This window comes from Methylobacterium sp. WL19, from assembly GCF_008040005.1.
Classification (GTDB): Bacteria; Pseudomonadota; Alphaproteobacteria; order Rhizobiales; family Beijerinckiaceae; genus Methylobacterium; species Methylobacterium bullatum.
On sequence record NZ_VRVC01000001.1, the window covers coordinates 82,293 to 106,935 of the forward strand.

The window sequence follows — 24,643 nt, forward strand, 5'->3', positions numbered from 1 at the left end:
GATCCGTCATCGATGCAAGCCATCTGCTCTCGCCTGGTCGCCGGCATTCTCGCCCTGCCTGTCGTGTGTTCCGCCCAGGCCGCCGATCTCGGATCGCCGCCTCCCGCCGCGGCCTACGTCACGCCTGTCCAGCCGCTGAGCATCGTCTCCGAGGTGCGTATCGGCGGGGCCGTCCAGGATCCCGGCAGCGCCGAGAAGAACACCAACGCCATCAACGGCGAGATCCTGTTCTACAAGCCAATCGTGAGCCTCGACCCGTTCTGGCAGGCCTTCGTGGCGCGCCCGACCGTGGGTGGCAGCTACAACTTCGATGGCCGCACCAGCTACGCCTATATCGGCCTGACCTGGACGGTGGACCTCTTCCCGCAGACCCTGAACAACCGGGTCTTCCTCGAAGGATTCTTCGGCGCGGGCGCGCATAACGGCTATACCGGCCTGAAAGCCAACGCACCGGCCGGCTTCAACTCCCTCGGTTGTAATCCGCTGTTCCGCGAAGCCGCGGCGCTCGGCTATCGTCTGACCGAGCATTGGAGCATCATGGCCACCGTCGAGCACATGTCGAATGCCGGCCTGTGCCACGAGAATCGCGGCCTGACGAATTTCGGCGGCAAGATCGGTTACACGTTCTAAGCCCGACGCCTGGATCTGAGATCGGATAACCCTTGGTCACCCTGAACCGCATCTACACGCGAACCGGCGACAAGGGCTCCACGGCGCTCGCCAATGGCGAACGTCGCTCCAAGGCGGATCTGCGGGTCGAGGCCTACGGGACGGTCGACGAGACCAATGCCTGCATCGGCCTCGTCCGGCTCCATGCCGATATCGTCCTCGACGCCATGCTCGGCCGCATCCAGAACGACCTGTTCGATCTCGGTGCCGATCTCGCCACCCCGGAAAGCGACGAGCCGCCGGCTTACGAGCCCCTGCGTATCGTCGCGAGCCAGGTGAAGCGCATCGAGGCGGATATCGACCTGCTCAACGCCGAGCTGTCGCCGCTGAAATCCTTCGTGCTCCCCGGCGGTTCGGCAGCCTCCGCCGCGCTCCATCTCGCCCGCACGATCTGCCGCCGGGCCGAGCGCCTGACGGTGGCCCTCGCTGCCGTGGAAGGCGAGCGCGTCTCGCCGGAGGCGCTGCAATACCTGAACCGCCTGTCGGACTTCCTCTTCGTGGCGAGCCGCACGGCAAATGCCAATGGAGCCGACGACGTGCTCTGGGTTCCGGGCAAGAACCGCTGAAGCGGGATATCTGGTAGACCGCATACAAGCGAACGTGGATTACGATTCGCATGTGTTCGACGCGGGGCTAGACTGTCGCACGCGTTGACAAGTCTGAAATCCCCCCGTTACGGTCCGCCGCTTCATTCCAAGAGGGTGCCCGGACCTTCGACCACGTCGAAGGCCCCTCGCGCGCTGCGCCGGCCCTTGCCAAGAAAATCATTGGAGGATTGTGACCGCCATGAAGGTTCTGGTGCCCGTCAAGCGGGTCGTCGACTACAACGTCAAGATCCGCGTCAAGGCCGATGGTTCGGGTGTCGAACTCGCCAACGTCAAGATGTCGATGAACCCCTTCGACGAGATCGCCGTCGAAGAGGCGATCCGTCTCAAGGAAAAGGGCAAGGCGACCGAGATCGTCGCCGTGTCCATTGGACCGCAACAGGCGCAGGAGACGTTGCGCACGGCTCTGGCCATGGGTGCCGACCGGGCGATCCTGGTGAAGACCGACGGGCTCGTGGAGCCGCTGGCGGTGGCCAAGATCCTGAAGGCAATCGTCGAGAAGGAGGCCCCCGGCCTCGTCATCCTCGGCAAGCAGGCCATCGACGACGATTCCAACCAGACCGGACAGATGCTGGCCGCCCTGCTCGACTGGCCACAGGGCACCTTCGCCTTCAAGCTCGAATTCGGCGAGGGTTTGATCGACGTCACCCGTGAGGTCGATGGCGGCCTGCAGACCGTCACCCTCGCCCTGCCGGCGATCGTGACTACGGATCTGCGTCTGAACGAGCCGCGTTACGCGTCGCTGCCCAACATCATGAAGGCGAAGAAGAAGCCTCTCGAGGAGCTCAGCCCCGATGCCCTCGGCGTCGATGTGACGCCGCGTGTCAAGGTGCTGAAGACCGTCGAGCCGGCCGGACGCAAGGCGGGCATCAAGGTCGGCTCCGCGGCCGAACTCGTCCAGAAGCTGAAGGGCGAAGCCTCGGTCATCTGAGCTTTACGCCCCGCTCGCGCATCGGCCGTCGCAGGATGGCCGGTGCCGGCCCACAATCCCTCCCTTCGGCCGCAGACCGGCGCGACGCCGCGACGGATGCCAGGCCGCACCGCAATGAGGTTCGACGCATAGCATGGCCATTCTCCTCCTCATCGAGCACGATAACGGCGCCGTGCGCGACGCCAGCCTGAAGGCACTCTCCGCCGCCAAGGAAATCGGCGGACCGATCCACGCCCTGGTGGCCGGTGCCGGAAGCCGTCCCGCAGCGGACGCCGCCGGCGCTCTCGACGGTGTCGACAAGGTGCTGCTGGCCGAAGACGCCGCCTACGACCACGCCCTGGCCGAGCCGACGGCCGCGCTGATCGTCTCGCTCGCGGGCGATTACGACGTGATCATCGCCGCCGCCTCCACCACAGGCAAGAACGTGCTGCCGCGCGTGGCCGCCCTCCTCGACGTGGCGCAAATCTCGGACATCATGAGCGTGATCTCGCCCGACACGTTCGACCGGCCGATCTATGCCGGCAACGCGATCCAGACCGTCCAGGCCGCCGAGGGCAAGAAGGTCATCACGGTCCGCATGGCGGCGTTCAAGGCCGCTGCCGCCGGGGGATCGACGGCCCCGGTGGAGCCGGTCTCGGCGAGCGCGCCGGCTTCCTCCAAGTCGACCTTCAAGGGCGAGGAGATCGCCCAGTCCGACCGGCCCGAACTGGCCGCTGCCAAGATCATCGTCTCGGGCGGCCGCTCGCTCGGCTCCTCGGACAAGTTCAAGGAGCTCATCGAGCCACTGGCCGATGCCCTCGGCGCGGCGGTGGGCGCCTCGCGCGCCGCTGTCGATGCCGGCTACGCCCCGAACGACTGGCAGGTCGGCCAGACCGGCAAGGTCGTGGCACCGGACCTCTACGTGGCAGTGGGCATCTCCGGCGCGATCCAGCATCTGGCCGGAATGAAGGATTCGAAGGTCATCGTCGCCATCAACAAGGACGAGGACGCGCCGATCTTCCAGGTGGCGGATTACGGCCTGGTCGGCGACCTGTTCCAGATCGTCCCCGAGCTTCAGGCCGAGATCGCCAAAGCCAAGGGCTGATCCCGGGTCCCTGAACCACGACAGGACTTCGCCGCGGGCATCCGCGGCGGAGTTCTTTTCCCATTTAAGCGCTTGCCCGGGCTGCACCTCAGCGAGAAAATGATCTAGGAATTTTGTGCGCCGCATTTCAATTGCGGTGCCAACGCCTCGATCGCTAGGCGGGCGTTCTGCGGCCGAACCGGCCGCGCCTCAGGGGTGCGAGTTCAAGCGATGGCCATCGAGATCAAGACCGTCGGAATCATCGGCGCCGGCCAGATGGGAAGCGGCATCGCCCATGTCTGCGCCATGGCCGGGTTGGACGTGCGGCTGAACGACCGTGACACCGCCCGCATCCATAGCGGGCTCGCGACGATCGACGGCAATCTGGCACGTCAGGTCTCCAAAGGCACGATCACCGATGAGCAGAGGCGCAGTGGCGTCGCGCGTATCCTCGCCGCCGAAAGCTACGACGACCTCGCCCCCTGCGATCTCGTCATCGAGGCGGCGACGGAAGACGAGGCGACCAAGCGCCAGATCTTCACCGCCCTGTGCCCGTCGCTGAACCCTGATGCCATCGTGGCGACCAACACGTCGTCGATCTCGATCACGCGCCTCGCAGCCGCGACCGACCGGCCGGAGCGGTTCATCGGCATCCATTTCATGAATCCGGTTCCGGTCATGCAGCTCGTGGAGCTGATCCGGGGCATCGCCACGGCGGACCCGACTTACGTCTCCGCCAAGGCCTTCATCGCCAAGCTCGGCAAGACCTCCACCATGTCGGAGGATTTCCCGGCCTTCATCGTCAACCGCATCCTGCTGCCGATGATCAACGAGGCGATCTATACGCTCTACGAGGGCGTCGGCTCCGTGGAGGCCATCGACACCGCGATGAAGCTCGGCGCCAACCATCCGATGGGCCCGCTGCAGCTGGCCGATTTCATCGGTCTCGATACCTGCCTCTCGGTGATGCAGGTGCTCTACGAAGGGCTGGCGGATTCGAAGTACCGCCCTTGCCCGCTTCTGGTGAAATATGTCGAAGCCGGCTGGCTCGGCCGGAAGACGAAGCGCGGCTTCTACGATTATCGCGGCGAAGTCCCGGTTCCGACCCGCTGAGAGACGGCAGTCCGTGAAAGCTCAGGCCCCGAGTGAGGGTCGTGGCTCATCGGGCGAAGACATCTTGCGATGGATCTCTCCAGATCAACGACGCTTCTCAAAAAAAACGCTACGGCTTCGAAGCGGTTAAGTCCGCTGCAATGCCGTAGCGCGCTGTCGTCGTTGCCGGTCGTTAGAACCGACATGACGTCTGGCTTATTTCTGGCCACCGTTAGCCGACGGCTGGGCCGGCGCCGGGTAGGCCGGGTTTCCAGCGGGAACGTTGCCGGTGTTCGCGGACGACGCTCCGTTTCCGGCCCCATTCACGGAACCGGTGACTTGAGCGCGGGAAGCGTCCTGGCTCTGCGACGCGTAGTCCTTCGGGGAATTCGCACCCTGCCAGGTCATCAGACCGGTGATCGCGATGGCGAGGAGGACGAGGCTGCCGATCAGGACGTAGAGGACCGGCTTGCCCTTCTTGCCTTGACGTGCGTTCTGACCGTCGAGTCGTTCTGCCATGGAAAATCTTTCGGAGCTCGGCCGAGTGCGGCCGTCATGTTCAACCTGAGACATTGATGTCCCATCTGGTGAGTTGAACGCGACGGCCGAGCTCCCTGTTCCGACGCGATCGGCCCTGGCGGTGGCATCTGACGGAAAAGCCGCACCGCTATCGAGGTGAAGTCCTGCTTCAGCGCCCGGTCGTCAGCATGATCTTGCCGAGATGCGCGCTCGACTCCATGAGCGCATGGGCCTCGGACGCCTTCTCCAAAGGGAAGGTGGCGTGGATGATCGGCTTCATCCGGCCGTCGGCGAGGAGTGGCCAGATGTCCCGACGCAGGCCCTCGGCGATGGCCGCCTTCTCCGCTTTGGGACGCGCCCGCAGGGTCGCACCGGTGAATGTGAGCCGCTTCATCATGATCGGCGTCATGCTGAAACTCTCGACCTTGTAGCCTTGCATGAAGGCGATCTGCACGAGGCGTCCCTCGATCGCCAGGGAGGCGAGGTTGCGGGCGAGGTAGGGCGCGCCCACCATGTCGAGGATGACGTCGACGCCCTTGCCCTCGGTGAGGCGCTTGATCTCCTCGGCAAAATCCGTCTCGCGGTAATTGATCGCCTCGTCGGCGCCGAGCTCCTTGCAGAACGTGCATTTCTCGGTCGAGCCGGCGGTGGCGAAGACCCGCGCGCCGTGCAGCTTCGCCATCTGGATCGCCGTAGAACCGATGCCGCTCGATCCGCCATGGACGAGGAAGCTTTCGCCCGGCTTCAGGCGTCCGCGCTCGATAACGTTGCTGTAGACGGTGAAATAGGTCTCCGGCAGTCCGGCGGCCTCGATCAGCGAGAGCGGAGCCGGGCGCGGCAGGCATTGTCCGGTCTCGGCCACGGCGAATTCGGCATATCCGCCGCTGATGGTGAGGGCGCAGACCTCGTCGCCGATGGCGAAGCCCTCAGCCCCCTCGCCGAGGGCCGCGATCCGGCCGGCGACTTCGAGGCCCGGGATTTCGGTGGCGCCCTTCGGCGGCGGATATTTGCCTTCGCGTTGCTGGATGTCGGGCCGGTTCACGCCGGCCGCGACCACTTCGATGAGCACTTGGCCGGGACCGGGCTGGGGCAGCGGCACCGTCTCGAGCGTCAGGACGTCCGGCCCACCTGCTCCCGCGAACCGGATCTGGCGCATGGTCTCGGGCAGGTCTGGGCTTGACGTCATCGCATCACATCTCCGGTTGGCTTGACCCGTCATGTGCGGCCGGAGGGCGGGTTGGCAAGGGCGCAGTTGGTAAGCGAGGACTGTCTCAACGGGTGCCGTACATCCGGTCGCCGGCATCCCCGAGGCCGGGCACGATATAGCCGTGGTCGTTGAGGTGGCTGTCGATGGAGGCGGTCCAGACCGGCACGTCGGGATGCCTCGCCTGGAGCTTGGCGACGCCTTCCGGCGCGGCGAGAAGGCAGACGAAGCGCAGGTCGCGCGCGCCGCGCTGCTTCAGGAGGTCGATGGCGGCGATGGCCGAATTGGCCGTGGCGAGCATAGGGTCGAGGACGAGGACGGTGCGGTCGGCGAGGTCGGACGGTGCCTTGAAATAGTATTCCACCGCCTCAAGCGTCTCGGGGTCGCGATAGAGCCCGACATGGGCGACGCGCGCGGAGGGCACCAGCGAGAGCATGCCGTCGAGGAAGCCGACGCCCGCGCGCAGGATCGGGGCGAGAACCAGCTTCTTGCCCGCGATCTGCGGCGCTTCCATCGCCTGGATCGGCGTTTCGATCGTCACCCGCTCCAGGGGAAGGTCGCGGGTGACCTCATAGGCGAGGAGCATCCCGATCTCGTTGAGGATCTGGCGGAAGCCCTTGGTCGAGCGCTCCTTCTGTCGGAGCAGTGTCAACTTGTGCTGGACCAGGGGATGGTCGACCACCGTGACCGTCGCGCGGATCTCCGCGCCGGTAACGTCCGTATTCGCCATCGCCTTCACTCCCCCGAGAAGCGGCCCACCGTGCCACGAGCGGCACCGGACCGACCCCACGCTCTTTTGAACTCCCGCCCTTATGGCCCCCCGGGGCATGAAAATCCGATAAAGAAGCGCGGCCATGACGCGGTGGGGGCGCGTCCCGGTCGTCGGAGCGAGGCAAACAGGGTGGTCCGGATCGTCGATGAAACTTATCCGAAACAGCACGCCCATGAGCAAGTCCGCCCGTAACGACCGGGTCCGCTATCGCGCCACGTTCCTCAACACGCTCGGGGCGTCCCTGGTGATGGTCGGCTTCTTCCTGCCGGGGATGCGGCTCTACGAGGGGTATGACCACCGCCTGTCCCGCGCCGAGGCGTGGAGCGTCTCGCTGCGGTTCTTCCAGACCGAGCCGGGTGCGGTGAGCGTGACGGCGCTGATCCTCGGCTTCTGCCTGCATTTCATTGCCCTGCATCACCTGAAGAAACTGCAGGATTGATCGGGCCACTGGACGAACGAAAAAGGGCTCCCGGCATTGCTGCCGGAAGCCCTCCGTGACCCCGGATGGGGTATCGATCAGACGTTCTGCGTCGGGCCGCTCGTATTGCGCTTGGCCATGAAGGCGTCGAACTGCTCGCGGTCCTTGGCGCGCTTCAGTTCCTCTACGAACTCGGCGAAGGCACGGCTCTCCTCCTGCAGCGCCTTGCGCTGGGCGTTGAGCCGGTCGAGCTCGGCGCGGCGGTAATCGTCGAAGGCGAGGTTACCGGTGCCGCGCAGATCCGCGGCCTCGAACGCCTGGGCAAAGCGCGATTTGCGCATGCCCGCCTGCCAATCAGAGCCGCGGCCGATCATGCCGCGCAGTTCGGACAATGCCGGGTAACCCGCCACCTTCCAGGCGATGTAGGCCGCCGCCAGCGGCCACCAGTAGAAGAACGCGACGACGACGGCGCCGATCTCGAAAGAGCGGCGGGGAAACGGACCGCTGCGGCAGGCTTTGCCGGTGGCCCAGGGAGAGGTCGAGGAAAAGCTCACGGCTCACAGCTCCGATGTTAATGTGAACCACATTTACTTGCGAACGCGACGTGGTGGTTTCAAGGGTCGTTCTCAGAGAGTGTCAGGCCGAGTGTCGGGGACGACCCGCGCCATGGACGAGGGCCAGCACGCCGGCGCGTAACAGTTCGTATTTGTCCGGCATGCCCGGCCCCTTCGGCAGATGGCCGGAGGCCGAGAGCGTGGCGAGCCCGTGCGAGAGGGCCCAGACTTCCAGGGCGACGAAACGAGGCTCGACTCCGCCGAAGCCATCCGGAAACGTCGATTTCAGCGCTTCGAGCAGAAGGTCGAAGGGGCTTGGCCTCGGCGGGACGTCGGAGGCTGCTTGCTCCGCCGTCATCGGGGCGCCTCGCGTCTCGAAGATGGCGGCATAATAGCCGGGCTCTTCCTCCGCGAAGGCGAGATAGGCTTCCCCCATTCGGGTGAAGCGCTCCAGTGGTGTTCCGCGTGAGGTGAGGGAGCGTGCCAGACGCTCGGCGAGGTCGGTGAAGCCACGGCCGGCCACCTCCTCCAGCAGAGCTTCGCGACCCCGGAAATGGCGATAGAGCGCGGCCGGTGTCACGCCGACGAGGCGTGCCGCATCCACCAGGGTGAAACCGCCCACCCCACGTTCGGCGATGAACCGGCGCGCCGCTTCGATCAGCGCCTCTTTGAGGTTGCCGTGATGGTAGCTTCGCCGGTCTCCCGGTCCTTCTCGCCAGGGTCGCACTGGATTCCATCCTCGGGCGATCGCCGGCCAGCGGCTGCACCTTTGCCGCGACTCTGCCGGGATGGCCCTCCCCTAACACGCGGAGCGCGCTTTTCGACCCTCCTCTGTCTACCCGTGGACAGAGATTTTCGAACGGCGATTGACAGGCACGATCCTACAAAATGTAATGGTATTACATTGCATTGTGGATATCTGATGAGCCAGCGCGATCACCGTCTCCCCGTCACCGTCCTTTCCGGCTTTCTCGGTGCCGGCAAGACGACGCTGTTGAACCACATTCTCAACAACCGCGAGGGGCGACGCGTCGCCGTGATCGTCAACGACATGAGTGAGGTGAATATCGACGCCGCCTTCATCCGCGAGGGCAGCGCCAACCTCTCTCGCACCGACGAACGCCTGGTGGAGATGACCAATGGCTGCATCTGCTGCACGCTGCGGGACGATCTCCTGGCCGAAGTCCGGACGCTCGCCGAGGAAGGGCGGTTCGATTACCTCCTGATCGAGGGCACGGGCATCGCCGAGCCGCTGCCGGTGGCGAGCACCTTCTCCTTCCGCGACGAAGACGGGGCTGCGCTGAGCGACGTCGCTCGCCTCGACACCATGGTCACCGTGGCCGACGCGGTGAGTCTCCTGCGCGATTACGGTTCGACGGCGTTCCTGCGCGACCGGGGCCAGACCGCGGGAGAGGAAGATGCCAGGACCCTCGTCGACCTTCTCGTAGAACAGATCGAGTTCGCCGATGTGGTCGTCGTCAACAAGGCGGGTGATGTCGGGGCGGATCAGCTCGCTCTGGTCCGCTCGGTGATACGCGGGCTCAATGCCGATGCCCACATCGTCGAGGCTTCCCATGGCCGCGTCGCGCTCGATCGGGTTCTGGATACCGGCCTGTTCAGCGAAGAGAAGGCGCAGGAGCACCCGCTCTGGTTCAAGGAGCTCTACGGTGCCGCCGAACATGTGCCCGAAACCGAGGAATACGGAATCGGCTCCTTCGTCTACCGCGCCCGCCGTCCCTTCGCCCCCGAGGCGTTCGACGCTTTCACCAAGGCGACATGGCCGGGCCTCATCCGCGCGAAGGGGCATTTCTGGCTGGCGACGCGCCCGGACTGGGTCGGCGAATTCTCCCTCGCGGGTTCCATCGCGCGGGTTTCGCCGATGGGGGCATGGTGGGCCTGCGTGCCGAAGGCGCGCTGGCCGGAGGATGCGGAGTGGCGCAGTCACCTGTCCCGGAACTGGAGCGAGCCCTGGGGCGACCGCCGCCAGGAACTCGTCTTCATCGGGACGGGTCTCGACGAGGAAGCGATCACCGCCGCACTCGATGCCTGCCTGGTCGGTTCCGAGGATGTGACGCGGTTCGATCCGGCGCCGTACCGCGCCCTGCCCGATCCGTTTCCCGCCTGGCAGCGTGCCGCCGCCTGATGGCGTTCTTTTCCCTCAAGGATGCCCGCGCCCGCTCGGCCGCACGGTTGGCCGATGCGGCGAGGCTGAAAGGCGAGCTTCGCCTGGGTCTCGGGCTCGGCGAGGATGACGTCCTTGCCGTCAACGAAATCGCCTGTGGCGAGCCCGGCTGCGCCGATCGCGAGACCATCGTCCTGGTGATGCGGGTCGGCGAGCCGACGCGGGTGCTGAAGATCGCGCGTGGACTCGAGGCGGTCGTGGCCGATGACATCGCCCGGCTGGGGGCGGAAGAGGATGCCATGAGGCGGGAGGGCGCGGCCGCGCCCGGAGCTTCCGCGCCTATAGTTTGAAAATCGAGGATGCCCGGTCCAGGGCAGTCTTCTTGCCCGTTCGGGCCGATTCCAGCCGCTCGATCTCGGCGCGCAGCAGGGCGATCCGCTCGGCGATCTCGTCGAGGGAGAGGGTGTCGAGGCTCTCGCCCATCGTATGGGAGACCGTGCGCTTCGGCCGGTCCGTGTCGTCGTCGCGCATGGCTCGTCCCCCTGTCATCCGGCGCTCTCCTAACGGTCCCACCGCGAGACCGAGCGAACGTGCTGTTGAGTGCCGGCATATTGCTTGAGGAATGTCGTCATTTCCGACAGTTCCGGCGCCTTCGAACGGAAGGTGACCGAGAGGGCTAGAAGCGTGTCGGCATGGTCGAGACCGGGATAGATCCGCTCCTGCACCGGCACGCGCACCGCGCGCAGCCGCGCCGCGAGGCTCTGGGTATTCTGCGGGCGCACGATGGTGTCGTTGTCTCCGCTGGCGAGGAAGGCTGGGGGCGAATGAGGTCCGGCGAAGGTGATCGGCTGCGTCGCCGCCGGATCGGGGGCCTGTCCGAATACGTCCCGCGAGGTGTCCTGGTCGAAAGGATGGAAGTCATAGGGGCCGGATAGACCGGCCACGGCCCGGATCACCTTCGGGTCGACCCCCACCTTGCGCAGGTAGCGCGGATCGAGCCCGAGCATCAGGGCATTGTAGGCCCCGGCCGAATGGCCCGCGAGAACGATGCGGCGCGGGTCGCCGCCATATTCGGCGATGTTGTCGCGGACCCAGGCGATTGCGGCGGCACCGTCATCGAGGAAGTCGGGGAACCGCACTTCCGGGTAGACCCGGTAATCGGGGATGACGGTGACGAAACCCTGGGCCGCCAAGGCCTGACCGACGAATTCGTAATCGTCCTTTGCGCCCGATTTCCACGAGCCGCCATAGAAGAAGACCAAGACCGTCGCATCCGCCGCGCCGCCGACGGGCGTGAAGACATCGAGGCGCTGCCGCGGATGGGTGCCGAAGGCGGCGCTCTTCTGGGCGAGCCGGCCGCCTTGGTCGCGCGGGCCGATGGCATCGAAGAGGGCGAGGGGCGAACAGGCCGTGACCCCGAGGGCGGCCAGTGCGAGGCAGGCGAGAGTGGCGAAGGCGGCGAAGGCGCGGGTCATGCATCTCTCAAACGGGGAAACGAAGACCCGAATGACACGTGCCGCACGGCGGATTCATGACCGGAAGAAGGGTTTTTCGGATTCAGGTGCGCAGCACGATGCAGGCGCCTCCGACCTTGCGGATGCGGCCGCACAGGATATCGCCCGCCGCCCGGCTCTCGGCCGGAATGCGGATCCGGTAGAAGGCGCGTGTGCCGCGACTGCGCAGGCGCGTCCCGATGATCATCGGCCGCACCTCGCCGATCACGCCGGCATAGAGTTTCCGGGTGCGGGAGAAGCTCTGGAGGGCGAGGGATTTCGAGAAATTTCCGGCGAGCTGAATGCCCCAAGGGGCGGCCGGCCCCTCGTTGCCGCCGAGGGCGAAGCGATCGCCGCGTGAGGGTATCCGCAACGCGGCGGTGACCTGCAGGCAGGTCTTCGGCGCTTCCGCCTTCGATGATTCCTTCTTGGGGGCTTCTGCCTCCCCCTCGGCACCGTTGACGGCCGCGCCCCCGCGCCAATCCTCGGCCGGTGCACCGGTGATCGCCATGACATAGGCGCGCGTCTCGGCGGGCAGGCCGCCCGTTCCGGCGAGCCAGCCCGAGACCCGGCCCGCGCCGCCGTTATAGGCCGCGGCCGCGAGGCCGAGATTTCCGAACTGGCGATTGAGATCGGCGAGGAGATGGGCGGCGTGGGGGATCGCCTGTTCGGGATCGAACGGGTCGGTCAGCCCGCGCTCGCGTGCCGTGCCCGGCATGAACTGCGCGACACCCTGCGCGCCCACCGGACTCACGGCCGTGACGCGAAAACTGCTTTCCCGCCAGATCAGCCGTGTCAGGAACGGCACGGGCAGGCCGCGCACCCTGGCTGAATCCTCGATCAGGCGGCAGAGCGCCTGCTCCACGGTCTCCGTCGCCACCTCGGCCGAGGCCGGCGCGGCGGCGAGGAGACAACAGGCGAGGATCAGGCTGCGGAGGGACGTCACGGGGCGTTTGTAATGCGGTCTGGCGCCGGATCAATCGCCGTTCGCCGATCTCATCGCGCCGCGCTATAAGAACCTCGGCTTCCCCAATCCGCGGACCCGGTGCCCTTCCCTCGATGACTGACACGCTGCTCGACGTCCAAGACCTGTCGGTCGCCTTTCGCTCGCGTGAGCGTGAGACGCTGGCGGTGGATCGCGTGAGCTTCACGATTCACAAGGGTGAGACCGTGGCCCTGGTCGGCGAGTCCGGGTCGGGCAAGTCGGTGACGGCCCTGTCGATCCTGCGTCTCCTCGATGGCAGCGCCGTCCATCCCGGCGGTCGCATCCTGTTCAAGGGACGGGACATTCTGGCCTTGCCGGAGCCGGAGCTGCGCAAGATCCGCGGTGCCGACATCACCATGGTGTTCCAGGAGCCGATGACCTCGCTCAATCCGCTGCACACGATCCAGCGGCAGATCGGCGAGGTTCTGGAGATTCATCGCGGCCTGTCCGGCCGCAAGGCCCGTGCCCGTATCCTCGAATTGCTCGAACTCGTCGGCGTCCGCGACGCCGAGCGGCGCATGGGCGCCTATCCGCACGAACTGTCGGGGGGGCAGCGCCAGCGCGTCATGATCGCCATGGCGCTCGCCTGCGAGCCGGACCTGCTGGTGGCGGACGAGCCGACCACCGCCCTCGACGTCACCGTCCAGGCGCAGATCCTGACATTGCTCGCCGACCTACAGAAGCGTCTCGGTATGTCGATGCTGTTCATCACCCACGATCTCGGCATCGTGCAGCGCATCGCCTCGCGGGTCTGCGTGATGCTCGCCGGCCGCATCGTCGAAGCGGGGCCGGTCGACGAGATCTTCGCCAGGCCCAAACACGAATATACCCAGCGCCTGCTCGCCTCGGAACCGAAGGGGCGTGCGAACCCGGTTGCGGACGACGCTCCGCACCTGCTCGAAGCCGGTCCGCTCAAGGTGTGGTTCCCGGTCCGCGAGGGGCTTCTCCGGCGCACCACTTTCCACGTGAAAGCGGTGGATGGTGTGTCCCTCGCCGTGCGCGAGGGGGAGACGATCGGGATCGTCGGGGAATCCGGATCGGGCAAGACCACTCTGGGGCTCGCCCTGCTGCGCCTCACCGGCAGCGAGGGCCCTATCGTCTTCCTCGGCCAGTCCATCGCCGGGCTCGGCCCCGGACCGATGCGACCGTTCCGCCGCGACATGCAGGTGGTTTTCCAGGATCCCTACGGCTCGCTCTCGCCGCGCATGACGGTTGCCGACATCGTCGCCGAGGGCCTCGTGGTACAGGGGGCGGTGAAGTCGCGGGCAGAGCGTCGCGCCGTGGTCGCCAAGGCGCTCACCGATGTCGGTCTCGATCCGGCGACGATGGATCGTTATCCGCACGAGTTCTCCGGCGGCCAGCGCCAGCGCATCGCCATCGCCCGCGCCATGGTGCTGAAACCCCGCTTCGTCGTCCTCGACGAGCCGACCTCGGCCCTCGACCGGTCGGTTCAGGCGCAGATCGTCACCCTGCTCCGCGACCTGCAGAAAGAGCGCAAGCTCGCCTACCTCTTCATCAGTCACGACCTCAAGGTCGTGCGCGCGTTGGCGAACTACGTGCTGGTGATGCAGAACGGCAAGGTCGTGGAGGAAGGCCCGGCGGAGGCCATCTTCGCCCGGCCGCAGACCGAATACACGAAGGCCCTGTTCGCTGCCGCCTTCGATCTTAACAGCGCCACCACCGAAGACGTGGTCCCGGCCTGAACACGACGGGACCCATGGCGCGCGTCTTTCTCATCGTCCTCGATTCGGTCGGCATCGGCGGAGGGCCGGACGCTGCCCGCTACGGCGACGAGGGCTCGGACACGCTTGGCCATATCGCGGAAGCCTGCACCGCCGGTGTGGGCGATCGCGAGGGCCTGCGAGGCGGCCCCCTCGCTCTGCCGAATTTGACGCGTCTCGGCCTCGGTCTCGCCGCCGAGGGGGCGAGTGGCCGCATCCCGCCCGGGCTCGAGCCATCCGGCTCGGTCGATGGGGCATACGGCCATGCCATTGAGACCGCGCCCGGCAAGGACACGCCCTCCGGTCATTGGGAGATCGCGGGCGCCCCCGTCACCGAGGAATGGGGCTACTTTCCCGACAGGGTGCCGGCCTTCCCCACTGCGCTCACCCAAACGCTGATCGAACGGGGCGGACTCTCCGGTATCCTCGGCGATTGCCACGCCGCGGGCATCCCCATCGTCGAGCGTCTCGGGGCGGAGCACGTCCGGACGGGTAAGCCGATCTTCTACACCTCGGCCGACAGCGTCTTCCAGATCGCCGCCCACGAGGAAACGTTTGGGCTGGACCGGCTCTACGAGCTCTGTCGGACCGCCCGCGAGATCTGCGATCCCTACCGCATCGGCCGGGTCATCGCCCGCCCCTTCCTCGGTTCCGAGGAGACCGGTTTCCGGCGCACCGCGAACCGAAAGGATTTCGCCACGCAGCCGCCGGGCGAAACCCTCCTCGACCGCCTGAGCGAGCGGGGACGCGTCGTGGTCAGCGTCGGCAAGATCGGCGACATCTTCGCCCACCGCGCCACGGGCCGCGAGATCAAGGCCGCCGGCAACATTGCCTGCCTCGATGCGGCGCTGGCCGCGTTCCGCACCCTTCCCGAGGGCGGGCTGGTCTTCCTGAACCTGGTCGATTTCGACACGGAATACGGCCACCGCCGCGATGTGCCCGGCTACGCCGCCGAGCTGGAGCGCTTCGATGCGCGCGTGCCCGAGATCCATGCGGTGCTCGCGGAGGGCGATGTCTGCATCGTCACCGCCGACCATGGCAACGACCCGACCTGGCCGGGGACGGAGCATACCCGCGAGCAGGTACCGGTCCTGGCCTTCGGTCCCGGTCTTTCCGCCCGGTCACTCGGGCGTAGGGAAACCTTCGCGGATATCGGCGCCTCCATCGCCCACCATCTCGACGTCGGCGAATTGGGACGCGGTACATCGTGGTGGTGATACGGTCCCGCTCATTCCCGGCGGGAGCGAACCTCACACCTCCCAGGTCTCTTCCACTTCCGGCGGGATCGGCCTCGGACGGCGGTCGCTGCCGATGGCGACGAAGGTGAACAGGCCTTCCGTCACCTTCATGGTGGTCTCGCCTTCGCGCTCGCGGCGCCAGACCTCGACCTGGATGCGAAGCGAGGTGCGGCCGACCTTCACGATCCAGGCATAGATGCTGACCTCGTCGCCGACGATGACAGGGCGATGGAAGGTCATGGCATCCACGGAGATCGTGGCGCAGCGGCCCCGCGCGCGGCGCGCAGCGACGTTGCCCGCCGCCAGATCCATCTGTCCCATCAGCCAGCCGCCGAAAATGTCCCCGGCCGGATTGGTGTCCGCGGGCATCGCGATCGTGCGAACTACGGGAGAGCCGCGGTCGGTGGGCTGTCGCGTCTCGGAAACATCGGTCGACATGGGGTGGTGCGGGCTCCCGTGATCTCGGCCGGCCAATGCAAGCGGCACGCCGCCTGTGTCCTCCTGTCACATCCGACCGGCGGCGAACAGGTGAGCCGCTTGAGGGGTGGCGGAGGTCGTCACGCCCTGATCACAGTCCGGACCGTCCTGTTCCTCCCTGCGCCGGCGAAGGCGGGCGCTTGCGCAGAATCACCGCCCCGCCCGCCAGCAGCGCGATGCAGAGCAGGGCGTAGGGCAGGCTCAACAGCAATAGGAAGAAGCCGACGCTCGCTTCATCACCGCTGGCGCCGCCAGGGTTCTGATCGAGAAGCCAGCCCAGGACGCCCGTGACCGCCAGGAGGACGATACCGTTCAGCAGGATGGCACCCCCGACGGCGAGGCAGCCCCAGCCGATGCGTCGACGCTCATCGCCCACGCGGGCAAGGAGGAGCGTCACGGCGATCACCACGGCGGCCTGAAGACCGATGGCGAGGAAAGGCAGCATGTCTAAAGCCGGTCCCGGCCAGGGTATGGCGGCATCCCGCATTCCGGGGTTGGGTCGGACCATCATACCGATGAGGGCGGTCAGGGCGGGGAAGATCACCCCGCCGATCGCCCAGCCCACGAACAGGCCGAAGACGCTACTGATGAGCCAGCGCCGGGTGTTGGGGTTCATGTGATCGCTTCCCGCCATTGGGCAAATGCGCTTCGCCCGGTCATCGCAAGCTGGCGTCCGTCGTACGCCGACCCCTCGATCATGCCGATTCTCGAACCCCTACCACGGTGGTTCGTAGCCTTGCAGGCCAAGCTTGCAGGAGGGAGGTCCGGCACGGAGTCGCCGCGGCCGAATGCGCCACGCTTAAAGGCGATGTGAAGTCCGTCGAGGCAGGCATGCAAAATGACGAGAGCCCGTCAGTCCGGCAGGGCGAACACGACGAGCGCGTCGCCCGTGCCGAAGCCCGAGCCCTTGGTGAAGGAGGCTCCACCGGCCGCCACCGCCACGTATTGCCGGCCCTCCAGCGAATAGGTGATCGGTGGCCCGCCGATCCCGGCGCCGCACTGGAACCGCCACAGCATCTCGCCATTGGCAGAGTCATGGGCGTCGAGATGGCCGTCCTCCTCGCCGGAGAAGACCAAGCCGCCAGCGGTAGCGAGGGTGCCGCCCGAAAGGCGGCTTCCCGCCTTGACCGACCACTTGATCGCGCCGCCCTTGGCGAGATCGACGGCCGTGAGCGTGCTGAAGGAGGGCTCTCCCTTCGCTTCGCTCGTCTCGGTGAAGCGGATCTGCGGCCTGCTATTCGAGGCCGGGACGGTCCTCACCGTATAGGTGGTCGCGCCGTGCCGGACCTGGGCGTAGGCCATGCTCGTCGTCGGATCGAAGGCGACCGGATGCCAGGAGATCGCCCCGAGGGGACCGGGGCTGACCACGGTTCCGGTTTCTGTGGGCGGTGCGTAGAGGTTCTTTTGAGTCGTGAGCGGCGCGGACTTGCCGAGGAGCGTGCCGGTCGCCCGGTCGTGAACGTAGAGCCAGCCGGTCTTGCTCGCCTCGGCCACCGCCTTCACCGGACCCTGCGGCGTCGCGTAATCGAGCAGGAAGGGCGGGCTCGCGACGTCATAGCCCCATTCGTCGTGCGGGACCTGCTGATAGTACCAGCGCAGCGTGCCGGTTTTCACGTCGAGCGCAACGAGGCTCATCGTGTAGAGGTTGTCGCCGGGCCGCGAGAGGCCGAAATTCTGCGGTGCGGGGTTGCCGGTGCCGACATAGATCAGGCCGAGATCGGCATCGTAGGCCGGGGTCATCCAGAGCGAGCCACCGCCGACCTTCCAGGCCTCCCTCTGCCGGGGGGCTGCCGCCTTCTCGGCGGCGATGTCGCGGTTGAGCGGTACACCATCGGCGGTCTTCTCGACGAAGCCGCCTTCCCAGCCATCCTCCTTGGTGACGTACCAGCGCCAGCGCTCCTCGCCGGTGGCCGCATCGTAAGCGGCGAGCCAGCCGCGGCGTCCGTAGCCGCCTTCGATCCCGACCACGGCGCCGCCGTCGAGCCCGCCCTTCTCGTCCTCCACGTGGAGGCCGTAACCGGCCCCGGCCACGCCGACGATGACGAGCCCGTCGGCCACGAGGGGCGGCATCTTGAACCCGAGCCGGCTCGATCCCTGGATCGCACCCGCGCCGAGCGTTCCGGCGAGATCGGAGGCGGTTTCGGACTCGCCCTCCTCCGGGCGGACGGCCTCATGGTCCCACAAGACCTTGCCTGTCTTGGCGTCGAGAGCGAGGACCCGCCCGTCCATGGTCGCCTCGAAGACCTTGCCGCCCGAGACCGCGACACCGCGATTCGAGGGCGGGCCGAAGATCTTCTCCGTCCGGGCCTTGTGGGTGTAGGTCCAGATCACCCGGCCGGTCTTCGCCTCCAGGGCAGCCACGTGGTTCTGCGTGGTGGAGAGATACATCACGCCGTCCACCACTACCGGCTCGGCCTGGAAGTAGCCGGTGATCCCTGTCTGGAAGATCCAGGCCGGGCGCAGCTTGGCGACGTTGCCTCGGTCTATGACTGTGAGCGGCGAGAAATGCCGGTTGGTATGGTCGCGGCCGAACATCGGCCATTCCTCGGCGTGCGCACTTGGAGTGAGCGTCAGCGTGCCGGCCAGCAGGGACAGGGAGGACGCGCGCGCGATCGAAAGCCGAGTTGTCATGCCGCTTCGCCCCTGGTGAATCATGAAAACCCGGCTCAATCGATCACGAGTCGGGCGAGTCGTTCGGCGGCCTCGAGCTGAAACGGGGTATCCGCAGCATTCATGGAGCGGGCGAGATCGGCGGCGCTCTGCCCGTTTCCGTCGCGCTTGGTTGGGTCGGCGCCTTTCGACAGGAGCAGTTCCACCATCTCGGTGCGGTTGAACATGGCCGCCGTCATCAGCGCCGTGCGCGTACCGGTTCCGGTGCCGTCGATCGTGGCGCCCTTCTCCAGCAGCAACTCTACCACGGCCATGTCGCCCTTGAAGGCGGCGCCGGCCAGCGGCGTCTGTCCGCGGTCGTTGGAGAGTTCGGGGTCGCCACCGTTGTCGAGGATAAGGCGCGTGGTCTCGACCTGCCCGTTATAGGCGGCCAGCATCAGCAGGCTGTCGCCCTTGTCGTTGAGGAGGTTCGCCGGGAGCCCCTGGGCGAACAGTTCTGCCAACTCGTCCACATGCCCCGCCCGCGCGTATTGAAACACCCGGCCCGCGAAGGCCAGGGTCTCCGAGTCGAGTTCGGGAAGCGCTGGGGTGGGCGAGGCCGGCATTTCAGATTGCATCGTCACTTTCTGTCTCAGTGAATGCTGTCTCAGGGAATGACTTTTTCGGCCCGCAGCCGGCCGAACAGGTCGAGGAAGCTGTCGTCGCTGGGCTGATAATCGAGGAAGCCGAGCCGGCGGCTGCGCGCCATGTCGGTGACAACCTCGATCGGACGGCCGAGATCCGCATCGGTGTGCCATGCGGAGGCGAGACGGTCGAGATCGGACTCGACCAAGCCATGGCGTTTCGCCAGCTCGGCCCAGACCGGCCCGTCCTGCGCCATCTGCTCCTCGAGTGGGGTCGGCGAGCCGGGATAGGGAGCCGGTTCGAGGCCGAACCATTCCGCGATGCGGCCCCACATCCACGACCAGCGGAAGACGTCGCCGTTGACCACGTTGAACGCGGTGTTCGCCGCGGCGGGATCGGTGGAAGCCCAGGCGAGATGACGGGCCAGCAGCCGCGCATCGGTGACGTCGGTCAGGCCGTTCCATTGCTGCGACGAGCCCGGGAACAGGAACGGCCGTCCGGTCTCTCGGCAGAGGGACGCGTAGACGGCCAGCGTCACACCCATGTTCATGGCGTTGCCGAGGGCATAGCCGACGATGGTGTGCGGACGGTGCACGCTCCAGCCGAATCCCTGGCGCTCGGCACCGGCGAAGACCTCATCCTCCTGCACGTAGTAGAAGTTCTCCACCGGCAGGCGGTCCTGGTCCTCGCGGAACGGAGTCTGTGGCAGCGTCCCCTTCCCGTAGGCTTCGAAGGGCCCGAGATAATGCTTGAGGCCGGTCACTAGCGCGACGTGGCGCAGTGGAGCCGCTTGCAGGGCGTCGAGGAGGTTGCGCACCATGGCGCCATTGACGCGGCAATTCTCGGCCTCGGTCGCCTGCCGCATCCAGGTGGTGATGAACACATGCGTCGGCGCGAGGTCCGACAAGGCCGCCCGCAGGGAAACAGGATCGGTGAGGTCCGCCGTCACCGGGGTCACACCCTCGATATCCACGGGCCGGCGTGCCAGACCCAGGACGTTCCAGCCCTCGGCGACGAGGTGACGGGCGAGGTTGTTGCCGACGATGCCGCTCGCACCGGCGATGAGCGCCGTACCCTTGATCCTGTCCGACATGCTGTCTCCAATAGAGGTGCATTCCTCCTCGGCCCATCCGATGGGGGGACCGGCTAAGGAGGGAATGTGTCTACCAGAACGCGGGAGGTCGGATGTCGATCCGGCGTGGGTCCGCTTCAGGCGACGGGGGTCAGCTCGCCGGTCTCGCTGATCTCGTCGGTATGCACGTCGAAGCTCGCGAGCAGGGCCGTGCTGAAGCTCGTGGAGATCGCCACGTCGGTGGCGTCGCGGCCGCGCGCGATGAGGATGCGGCCGATGCGGCGCTTGTTGTTGCGGGCGTCGAAGGTGAACCAGCGCCCGTCGAGATAAACTTCGAGCCAAGCCGAGAAGTCACCCGGCGGCACCACGGGCACGCCGATATCCCCGAGATAGCCGGTGCAGTACCGCGCCGGGATGTTCATGCAGCGGCAGAAGGCCACGGCCAAATGGGTGAAGTCGCGGCAGACGCCGATCTTCTGGGTATAGGCCTCGTAGGCCGTACGGGTGGCGTCGGCCTGCTGGTAATCGAACTTGATGTGCCGATGCACGAAATCGTGGATCGCCTGGACCCGTGCCCAGCCCTCGGGTGTGGTCCCGAATAGGCCCCAGGCGATGTTCGAGAGCTTGTCGGTCTCGCAGTAGCGGCTGCCGAGCAGGAACGGCATGACGTCGTCCGGCAGATCCTGCACCGGATGCTGTTTCGCCTCGGGTACGAGCTCGTCCAGCTCGCCGGAATCTTCGATCATGAAATCGGCCGACACCGTGATCCGGCCACCGGGGGCGAGGATGCGGGTGCAGACGTTGCCGAACGGATCGAGGTAGCTGTGGGCCTCCACCGGCGGCTCGATCGTCATCGTCTCCGGTGTCAGCAGGTCTCCCGCGCGCGAGGGATGGACGTTGAGCATCAAGGTGATCGGCGTCGGGCCGAACGTGTCGTAGCCGATCGTGTAGCCGGTCCGGATTTTCATAAGTTCGCTCGCATCAGGCAATGGGACAGGTGGGATCGCTACTCATTTCCACCCGCCGCCGGCGCGCTCCCGCGGCCTTCGGCCTTGCTCGAGCGAGGGGCGTCGAGGCGGCGACGGTCTGGTGCCGTCATGCTCGCCTCAGCCACCCTCACCGAGGGTGGCACCGTCTGAACAAGCAGGTAGCACACCGGAGGGTTGCCGCCTAACGGTTTGCCGCTCCTCATGAATGCTCTCCAGCCGCGCGGAGATCGGCGAGGTCGAGGCGGCGGGTGAACATGGTGAGGCCGCCCTCCGCGTCACGCGGCCAGTCCGCTTCCGGTCTGTCCCGGTAGAGTTCGACCCCGTTCATGTCGGGATCACGCAGGTAGAGCGCTTCGCTGACACCATGGTCGCTGGCGCCGTCGAGGGCGATGCCGGCTTCGTCGAGGCGGCGCAGGGCATCGGCGAGGGAGGCGCGTGTGGGGTAGAGTATGGCGAGGTGGAACAGGCCGGTCGTGCCGGGCGCCGGCTGGCTGCCGCCTTCGCTCTCCCACGTGTTGAGCCCGATATGGTGGTGGTAGTCCCCGGCAGCGATGAAGGCGGCCTGGGTGCCATAGCGAGCCTTCAGGGTGAAGCCGAGCACTCCGCAATAAAAGGCCAGCGCTCGGTCGAGGTTCGCGACCTTGAGATGGACATGGCCGATCCGCGCCTGCGGATGGATTGGGTTCGACGTCGTCGTCATGATGGGTCTCGCTCCTGATCGTCGCGAAGCGATGGGCCGCCCTTTCCCCTTTCGTTCCGCGGGGCCATATTCCACCCATGCCTCCTGCGAACAAACCCCGCGTCTCCTCGGCGAAGGCTTCGAAGCCCGAGCTGAAACCGCTCGACGAGCATCTGGCGGCCCTGCTGAGCCCGGCGCTCAACCGCAACCGGCTGCCCGCCGTGGAGAATCCCACGCCGCCGGCTCCGCCGAAGAAGCCCGGCAGGCCCAAGAAAGCCGCATCGCCCCCCGGCGGTTTCGGTGAAGCGCCGCAGGCCGGGTTCACCCTCGGCGACGCGGCCGAGGTCGACCCACGCCTTGCGCAGGCGTTGGGGATCACGTCGCCGGAAGACGGTCCGGCACCCGAGGCGCTGGCGAACGAGGATGAGGGTTCGCTGGCCAGCGACGGCGTGTCCGCCACGGTGGACGCCCTGTCGCGCCTCCTCACCGAAGGCAACCCGCTGTTCCGGGACGGCAAGACCTGGGCGCCGCATCGCCCGGAGCGGCCGAAGAAATCCGAGGGCGGCCTCGCCTTCACGTTGAAATCCGAGTTCGAGCCCGCGGGCGACCAGCCCCGCGCCATCGCCGAACTGGTGGAGGGGGTGAACAAGAACGAGCGCGATCAGGTGCTGCTCGGCGTCACCGGCTCCGGCAAGACCTTCACCATGGCCAAGATCATCGAGGCGACGCAGCGCCCCGCCCTGATCCTGGCGCCGAACAAGACGCTAGCGGCGCAGCTCTACGGCGAGTTCAAGAGCTTCTTCCCCGACAACGCGGTGGAGTATTTCGTCTCCTACTACGATTACTACCAGCCCGAGGCCTATGTGCCGCGCTCCGATACGTTCATCGAGAAGGAATCCTCGATCAACGAGCAGATCGACCGGATGCGCCACTCGGCCACCCGCGCTCTGCTGGAGCGCGACGACGTCATCATCGTCGCGTCGGTCTCGTGCATCTACGGTATCGGCTCGGTGGAGACCTACACCGCCATGTCGTTCACGGTGTCGCTGAACGAGCGGATCGAGCAGCGCCAACTGGTCGCCGACCTCGTGGCTCTCCAATACAAGCGCATCCAGTCCGATTTCGCCCGCGGCACCTTCCGGGTGCGTGGCGACGTGATCGAACTCTGGCCCGCCCACTTGGAGGATCGCGGCTGGCGCATCGGCCTGTTCGGCGACGAAATCGAGTCGATCACCGAATTTGATCCGCTTACCGGCAAGAAGATCAACGACCTGAAATTCGTGAAGGTCTACGCCAACTCGCACTACGTCACGCCGCGTCCGACGCTCCAGCAGGCGATCAAGGGCATCAAGACCGAGCTGAAGCTTCGGGTCGACGAGTTGACCAAGATGGGCCGGCTCATCGAGGCGCAGCGGATCGAGCAGCGCTGCACCTTCGACATCGAGATGATCGAGGCGACGGGCGCCTGCAATGGCATCGAGAACTATTCGCGCTACCTCACCGGCCGCAAGCCCGGCGAGCCGCCGCCGACGCTGTTCGAATACCTGCCCGACAATGCCATCGTCTTCACCGACGAGAGCCATGTCACGGTTCCGCAGATCGGCGGCATGTACAAGGGCGACTTTCGCCGCAAGGCGACGCTGGCCGAATACGGCTTCCGCCTGCCCTCCTGCCTAGACAACCGCCCGCTCCGGTTCGAGGAATGGGACGCCATGCGGCCGCAATCGGTCCACGTCTCGGCGACCCCGGCGAAATGGGAGATGGAGCAGACCGGCGGTGTCTTCGCCGAACAGGTCATCCGCCCCACCGGCCTCGTCGATCCGGTGATCGAGATCCGCCCTGCCCGTTCGCAGGTGGACGATCTGTTGGGCGAAGTGCGCGAAGTGGCCCAGGCCGGCTACCGCACCCTAGTGACCACGCTCACAAAGCGCATGGCCGAGGACCTGACCGAGTATTTGCACGAGAACAGCGTCCGCGTGCGCTACATGCACTCGGACATCGACACGCTGGAACGGATCGAGATCATCCGCGACCTGCGGCTCGGGGCGTTCGACGTGCTCATCGGCATCAACCTGCTGCGCGAGGGCCTCGACATCCCGGAATGCGCCCTCGTGGCGATCCTCGACGCCGACAAGGAGGGCTTCCTGCGCTCCGAGACCTCGCTGATCCAGACCATCGGCCGCGCCGCACGCAATGCCGATGCGCGCTGCATCCTCTACGCGGACAACATCACCGGCTCGATGGAGCGGGCCATGGCGGAGACCGAGCGTCGCCGCCTGAAGCAGCTCGCCTATAACGAGGAGCACGGCATCACGCCGCAGAGTGTGAAGCGTGGCATCTCCGACATTCTCAGCAGTGTCTTCGAGGGCGACCACGTCAAGGTGGATACCGGGCTCGCCAAGGACGCAGTCACAATCGGCCACAACTTCAAGGCCGTCATCGCGGATCTCGAGAAGCGCATGCGCACGGCCGCCGCCGATCTTGACTTCGAGGAAGCGGCGCGCCTGCGCGACGAGCTCAAGCGCCTGCAGGCGACGGAACTCCTGCTCTCGGATGATCCGATGGCGCGCCAGGGTGACGTTGAGCGCGACGCGGGCAAGTACGGCGCGAAGCGGAGCCGCATCTCGAAGCCGAGCCTCGACAATATGGGTCCGGGCACCGACCGCGAATTACCCGTGGGAGGCGAAGCGCCGCTCTGGGCTGAGCGGCCGAAGCCGCGTTCGACGCAGGGGCTCGGCGGCCAGAAGCCGAAATACAAAGGCGGTGGCGGGCGCAAGCGCGACTGAAACACGCATCGTCGTCGGAA

The 24,643-nt window shown here is 66.5% G+C and carries 26 protein-coding genes; 11 read left to right on the forward strand and 15 right to left on the reverse strand.

What is annotated here, in order from left to right:
- The first annotated feature begins 12 nt into the window (after nt 1–12).
- The 5 genes from FV220_RS00525 to FV220_RS00545 all read left to right on the forward strand — a co-directional run bounded on the left by FV220_RS00525 (nt 13) and on the right by FV220_RS00545 (nt 4,381).
- Complete coding sequence (locus FV220_RS00525) at nt 13–630, forward strand: acyloxyacyl hydrolase (protein ID WP_018042665.1); 618 nt, start codon at nt 13–15, stop codon at nt 628–630.
- 32 nt (nt 631–662) lie between these two features.
- Nucleotides 663–1,235 (forward strand): cob(I)yrinic acid a,c-diamide adenosyltransferase, encoded by a 573-nt coding sequence (locus tag FV220_RS00530; protein WP_018042664.1) that lies wholly within the window; start codon nt 663–665, stop codon nt 1,233–1,235.
- A 220-nt stretch (nt 1,236–1,455) separates the two neighbouring features.
- Entirely contained in the window at nt 1,456–2,205 is a 750-nt protein-coding gene (locus FV220_RS00535) for an electron transfer flavoprotein subunit beta/FixA family protein (protein ID WP_147828991.1), read from the forward strand.
- Between the two features lie 133 nt (nt 2,206–2,338).
- Nucleotides 2,339–3,289, forward strand: coding sequence for an FAD-binding protein (locus FV220_RS00540; RefSeq protein ID WP_147828993.1), 951 nt, complete (start codon nt 2,339–2,341; stop codon nt 3,287–3,289).
- Between the two features lie 210 nt (nt 3,290–3,499).
- The gene (locus FV220_RS00545) at nt 3,500–4,381 is read left to right on the forward strand and encodes a 3-hydroxybutyryl-CoA dehydrogenase (protein ID WP_018042661.1); all 882 of its coding nucleotides are present in this window, start codon (nt 3,500–3,502) and stop codon (nt 4,379–4,381) included.
- 195 nt (nt 4,382–4,576) lie between these two features.
- Here the strand turns inward: FV220_RS00545 and FV220_RS00550 are convergent, their stop codons facing one another.
- The 3 genes from FV220_RS00550 to upp form a co-directional block, all read right to left on the reverse strand.
- Nucleotides 4,577–4,879: a hypothetical protein gene (locus FV220_RS00550; protein WP_056144286.1), complete on the reverse strand. Its 303-nt coding sequence runs from the start codon at nt 4,877–4,879 to the stop codon at nt 4,577–4,579.
- A gap of 169 nt (nt 4,880–5,048) precedes the next feature.
- Complete coding sequence (locus tag FV220_RS00555; RefSeq protein WP_147828995.1) at nt 5,049–6,065, reverse strand: NAD(P)H-quinone oxidoreductase; 1,017 nt, start codon at nt 6,063–6,065, stop codon at nt 5,049–5,051.
- An 85-nt stretch (nt 6,066–6,150) separates the two neighbouring features.
- A complete protein-coding gene (gene upp, locus FV220_RS00560) occupies nt 6,151–6,813 on the reverse strand; it encodes a uracil phosphoribosyltransferase (protein ID WP_018042658.1) in 663 nt (220 codons plus the stop codon).
- A gap of 214 nt (nt 6,814–7,027) precedes the next feature.
- Between upp and FV220_RS00565 the strand changes: the two genes are divergently transcribed.
- Nucleotides 7,028–7,294 (forward strand): hypothetical protein, encoded by a 267-nt coding sequence (locus FV220_RS00565; protein WP_018042657.1) that lies wholly within the window; start codon nt 7,028–7,030, stop codon nt 7,292–7,294.
- A 77-nt stretch (nt 7,295–7,371) separates the two neighbouring features.
- On the opposite strand, the gene FV220_RS00570 is transcribed toward FV220_RS00565, so the two are convergent.
- Together FV220_RS00570 and FV220_RS00575 are read right to left on the reverse strand one after the other, a co-directional pair.
- Nucleotides 7,372–7,827: a DUF2852 domain-containing protein gene (locus tag FV220_RS00570; RefSeq protein ID WP_056144279.1), complete on the reverse strand. Its 456-nt coding sequence runs from the start codon at nt 7,825–7,827 to the stop codon at nt 7,372–7,374.
- A gap of 82 nt (nt 7,828–7,909) precedes the next feature.
- Entirely contained in the window at nt 7,910–8,554 is a 645-nt protein-coding gene (locus FV220_RS00575; protein WP_018042655.1) for a TetR/AcrR family transcriptional regulator, read from the reverse strand.
- A 195-nt stretch (nt 8,555–8,749) separates the two neighbouring features.
- Here FV220_RS00575 and zigA point away from each other — a divergent pair, with 195 nt between their 5' ends.
- Both zigA and FV220_RS00585 read left to right on the forward strand, forming a co-directional pair.
- Nucleotides 8,750–9,970: a zinc metallochaperone GTPase ZigA gene (gene zigA, locus FV220_RS00580; RefSeq protein WP_147828997.1), complete on the forward strand. Its 1,221-nt coding sequence runs from the start codon at nt 8,750–8,752 to the stop codon at nt 9,968–9,970.
- Complete coding sequence (locus FV220_RS00585; RefSeq protein ID WP_147828999.1) at nt 9,970–10,299, forward strand: hypothetical protein; 330 nt, start codon at nt 9,970–9,972, stop codon at nt 10,297–10,299. Before zigA ends, FV220_RS00585 begins: the two co-directional genes overlap by 1 nt.
- On the opposite strand, the gene FV220_RS00590 is transcribed toward FV220_RS00585, so the two are convergent.
- The 3 genes from FV220_RS00590 to FV220_RS00605 form a co-directional block, all read right to left on the reverse strand.
- Complete coding sequence (locus FV220_RS00590) at nt 10,289–10,480, reverse strand: DUF1192 domain-containing protein (protein WP_147829050.1); 192 nt, start codon at nt 10,478–10,480, stop codon at nt 10,289–10,291. The two genes, FV220_RS00585 and FV220_RS00590, sit on opposite strands and share 11 nt — an antisense overlap.
- A gap of 29 nt (nt 10,481–10,509) precedes the next feature.
- On the reverse strand, nt 10,510–11,424 hold the full coding sequence (locus tag FV220_RS00595) for an alpha/beta hydrolase (protein WP_056158261.1): 915 nt from the start codon (nt 11,422–11,424) through the stop codon (nt 10,510–10,512).
- A gap of 82 nt (nt 11,425–11,506) precedes the next feature.
- Nucleotides 11,507–12,370 carry a lytic transglycosylase domain-containing protein gene (locus FV220_RS00605; protein WP_246689349.1) on the reverse strand — a complete coding sequence of 288 codons (864 nt, stop codon included), beginning with the start codon at nt 12,368–12,370 and terminating at the stop codon, nt 11,507–11,509.
- Between the two features lie 131 nt (nt 12,371–12,501).
- Between FV220_RS00605 and FV220_RS00610 the strand changes: the two genes are divergently transcribed.
- Nucleotides 12,502–14,130, forward strand: coding sequence for an ABC transporter ATP-binding protein (locus FV220_RS00610; protein ID WP_147829003.1), 1,629 nt, complete (start codon nt 12,502–12,504; stop codon nt 14,128–14,130).
- Nucleotides 14,131–14,144: 14 nt separating this feature from the next.
- On the forward strand, nt 14,145–15,365 hold the full coding sequence (locus FV220_RS00615; RefSeq protein WP_147829005.1) for a phosphopentomutase: 1,221 nt from the start codon (nt 14,145–14,147) through the stop codon (nt 15,363–15,365).
- Nucleotides 15,366–15,398: 33 nt separating this feature from the next.
- Here the strand turns inward: FV220_RS00615 and FV220_RS00620 are convergent, their stop codons facing one another.
- The 7 genes from FV220_RS00620 to FV220_RS00650 form a co-directional block, all read right to left on the reverse strand.
- The gene (locus FV220_RS00620; RefSeq protein ID WP_018042647.1) at nt 15,399–15,824 is read right to left on the reverse strand and encodes an acyl-CoA thioesterase; all 426 of its coding nucleotides are present in this window, start codon (nt 15,822–15,824) and stop codon (nt 15,399–15,401) included.
- A 130-nt stretch (nt 15,825–15,954) separates the two neighbouring features.
- Nucleotides 15,955–16,479, reverse strand: coding sequence for a hypothetical protein (locus FV220_RS00625; RefSeq protein ID WP_147829007.1), 525 nt, complete (start codon nt 16,477–16,479; stop codon nt 15,955–15,957).
- Nucleotides 16,480–16,715: 236 nt separating this feature from the next.
- Complete coding sequence (locus FV220_RS00630; RefSeq protein WP_246689346.1) at nt 16,716–18,494, reverse strand: PQQ-binding-like beta-propeller repeat protein; 1,779 nt, start codon at nt 18,492–18,494, stop codon at nt 16,716–16,718.
- 35 nt (nt 18,495–18,529) lie between these two features.
- Nucleotides 18,530–19,090 carry an ankyrin repeat domain-containing protein gene (locus FV220_RS00635; protein WP_147829054.1) on the reverse strand — a complete coding sequence of 187 codons (561 nt, stop codon included), beginning with the start codon at nt 19,088–19,090 and terminating at the stop codon, nt 18,530–18,532.
- Between the two features lie 29 nt (nt 19,091–19,119).
- The gene (locus FV220_RS00640) at nt 19,120–20,178 is read right to left on the reverse strand and encodes an SDR family oxidoreductase (RefSeq protein ID WP_147829052.1); all 1,059 of its coding nucleotides are present in this window, start codon (nt 20,176–20,178) and stop codon (nt 19,120–19,122) included.
- Between the two features lie 128 nt (nt 20,179–20,306).
- Entirely contained in the window at nt 20,307–21,137 is an 831-nt protein-coding gene (locus FV220_RS00645; protein WP_147829011.1) for a transglutaminase family protein, read from the reverse strand.
- Nucleotides 21,138–21,357: 220 nt separating this feature from the next.
- Entirely contained in the window at nt 21,358–21,858 is a 501-nt protein-coding gene (locus FV220_RS00650) for a VOC family protein (RefSeq protein WP_147829013.1), read from the reverse strand.
- A 77-nt stretch (nt 21,859–21,935) separates the two neighbouring features.
- On the opposite strand from FV220_RS00650, the gene uvrB reads away from it, so the two are divergent.
- Nucleotides 21,936–24,623, forward strand: a complete 2,688-nt coding sequence (uvrB, locus tag FV220_RS00655) for an excinuclease ABC subunit UvrB (protein ID WP_056144239.1) — start codon at nt 21,936–21,938, stop codon at nt 24,621–24,623.
- Nucleotides 24,624–24,643 lie beyond the last annotated feature (20 nt).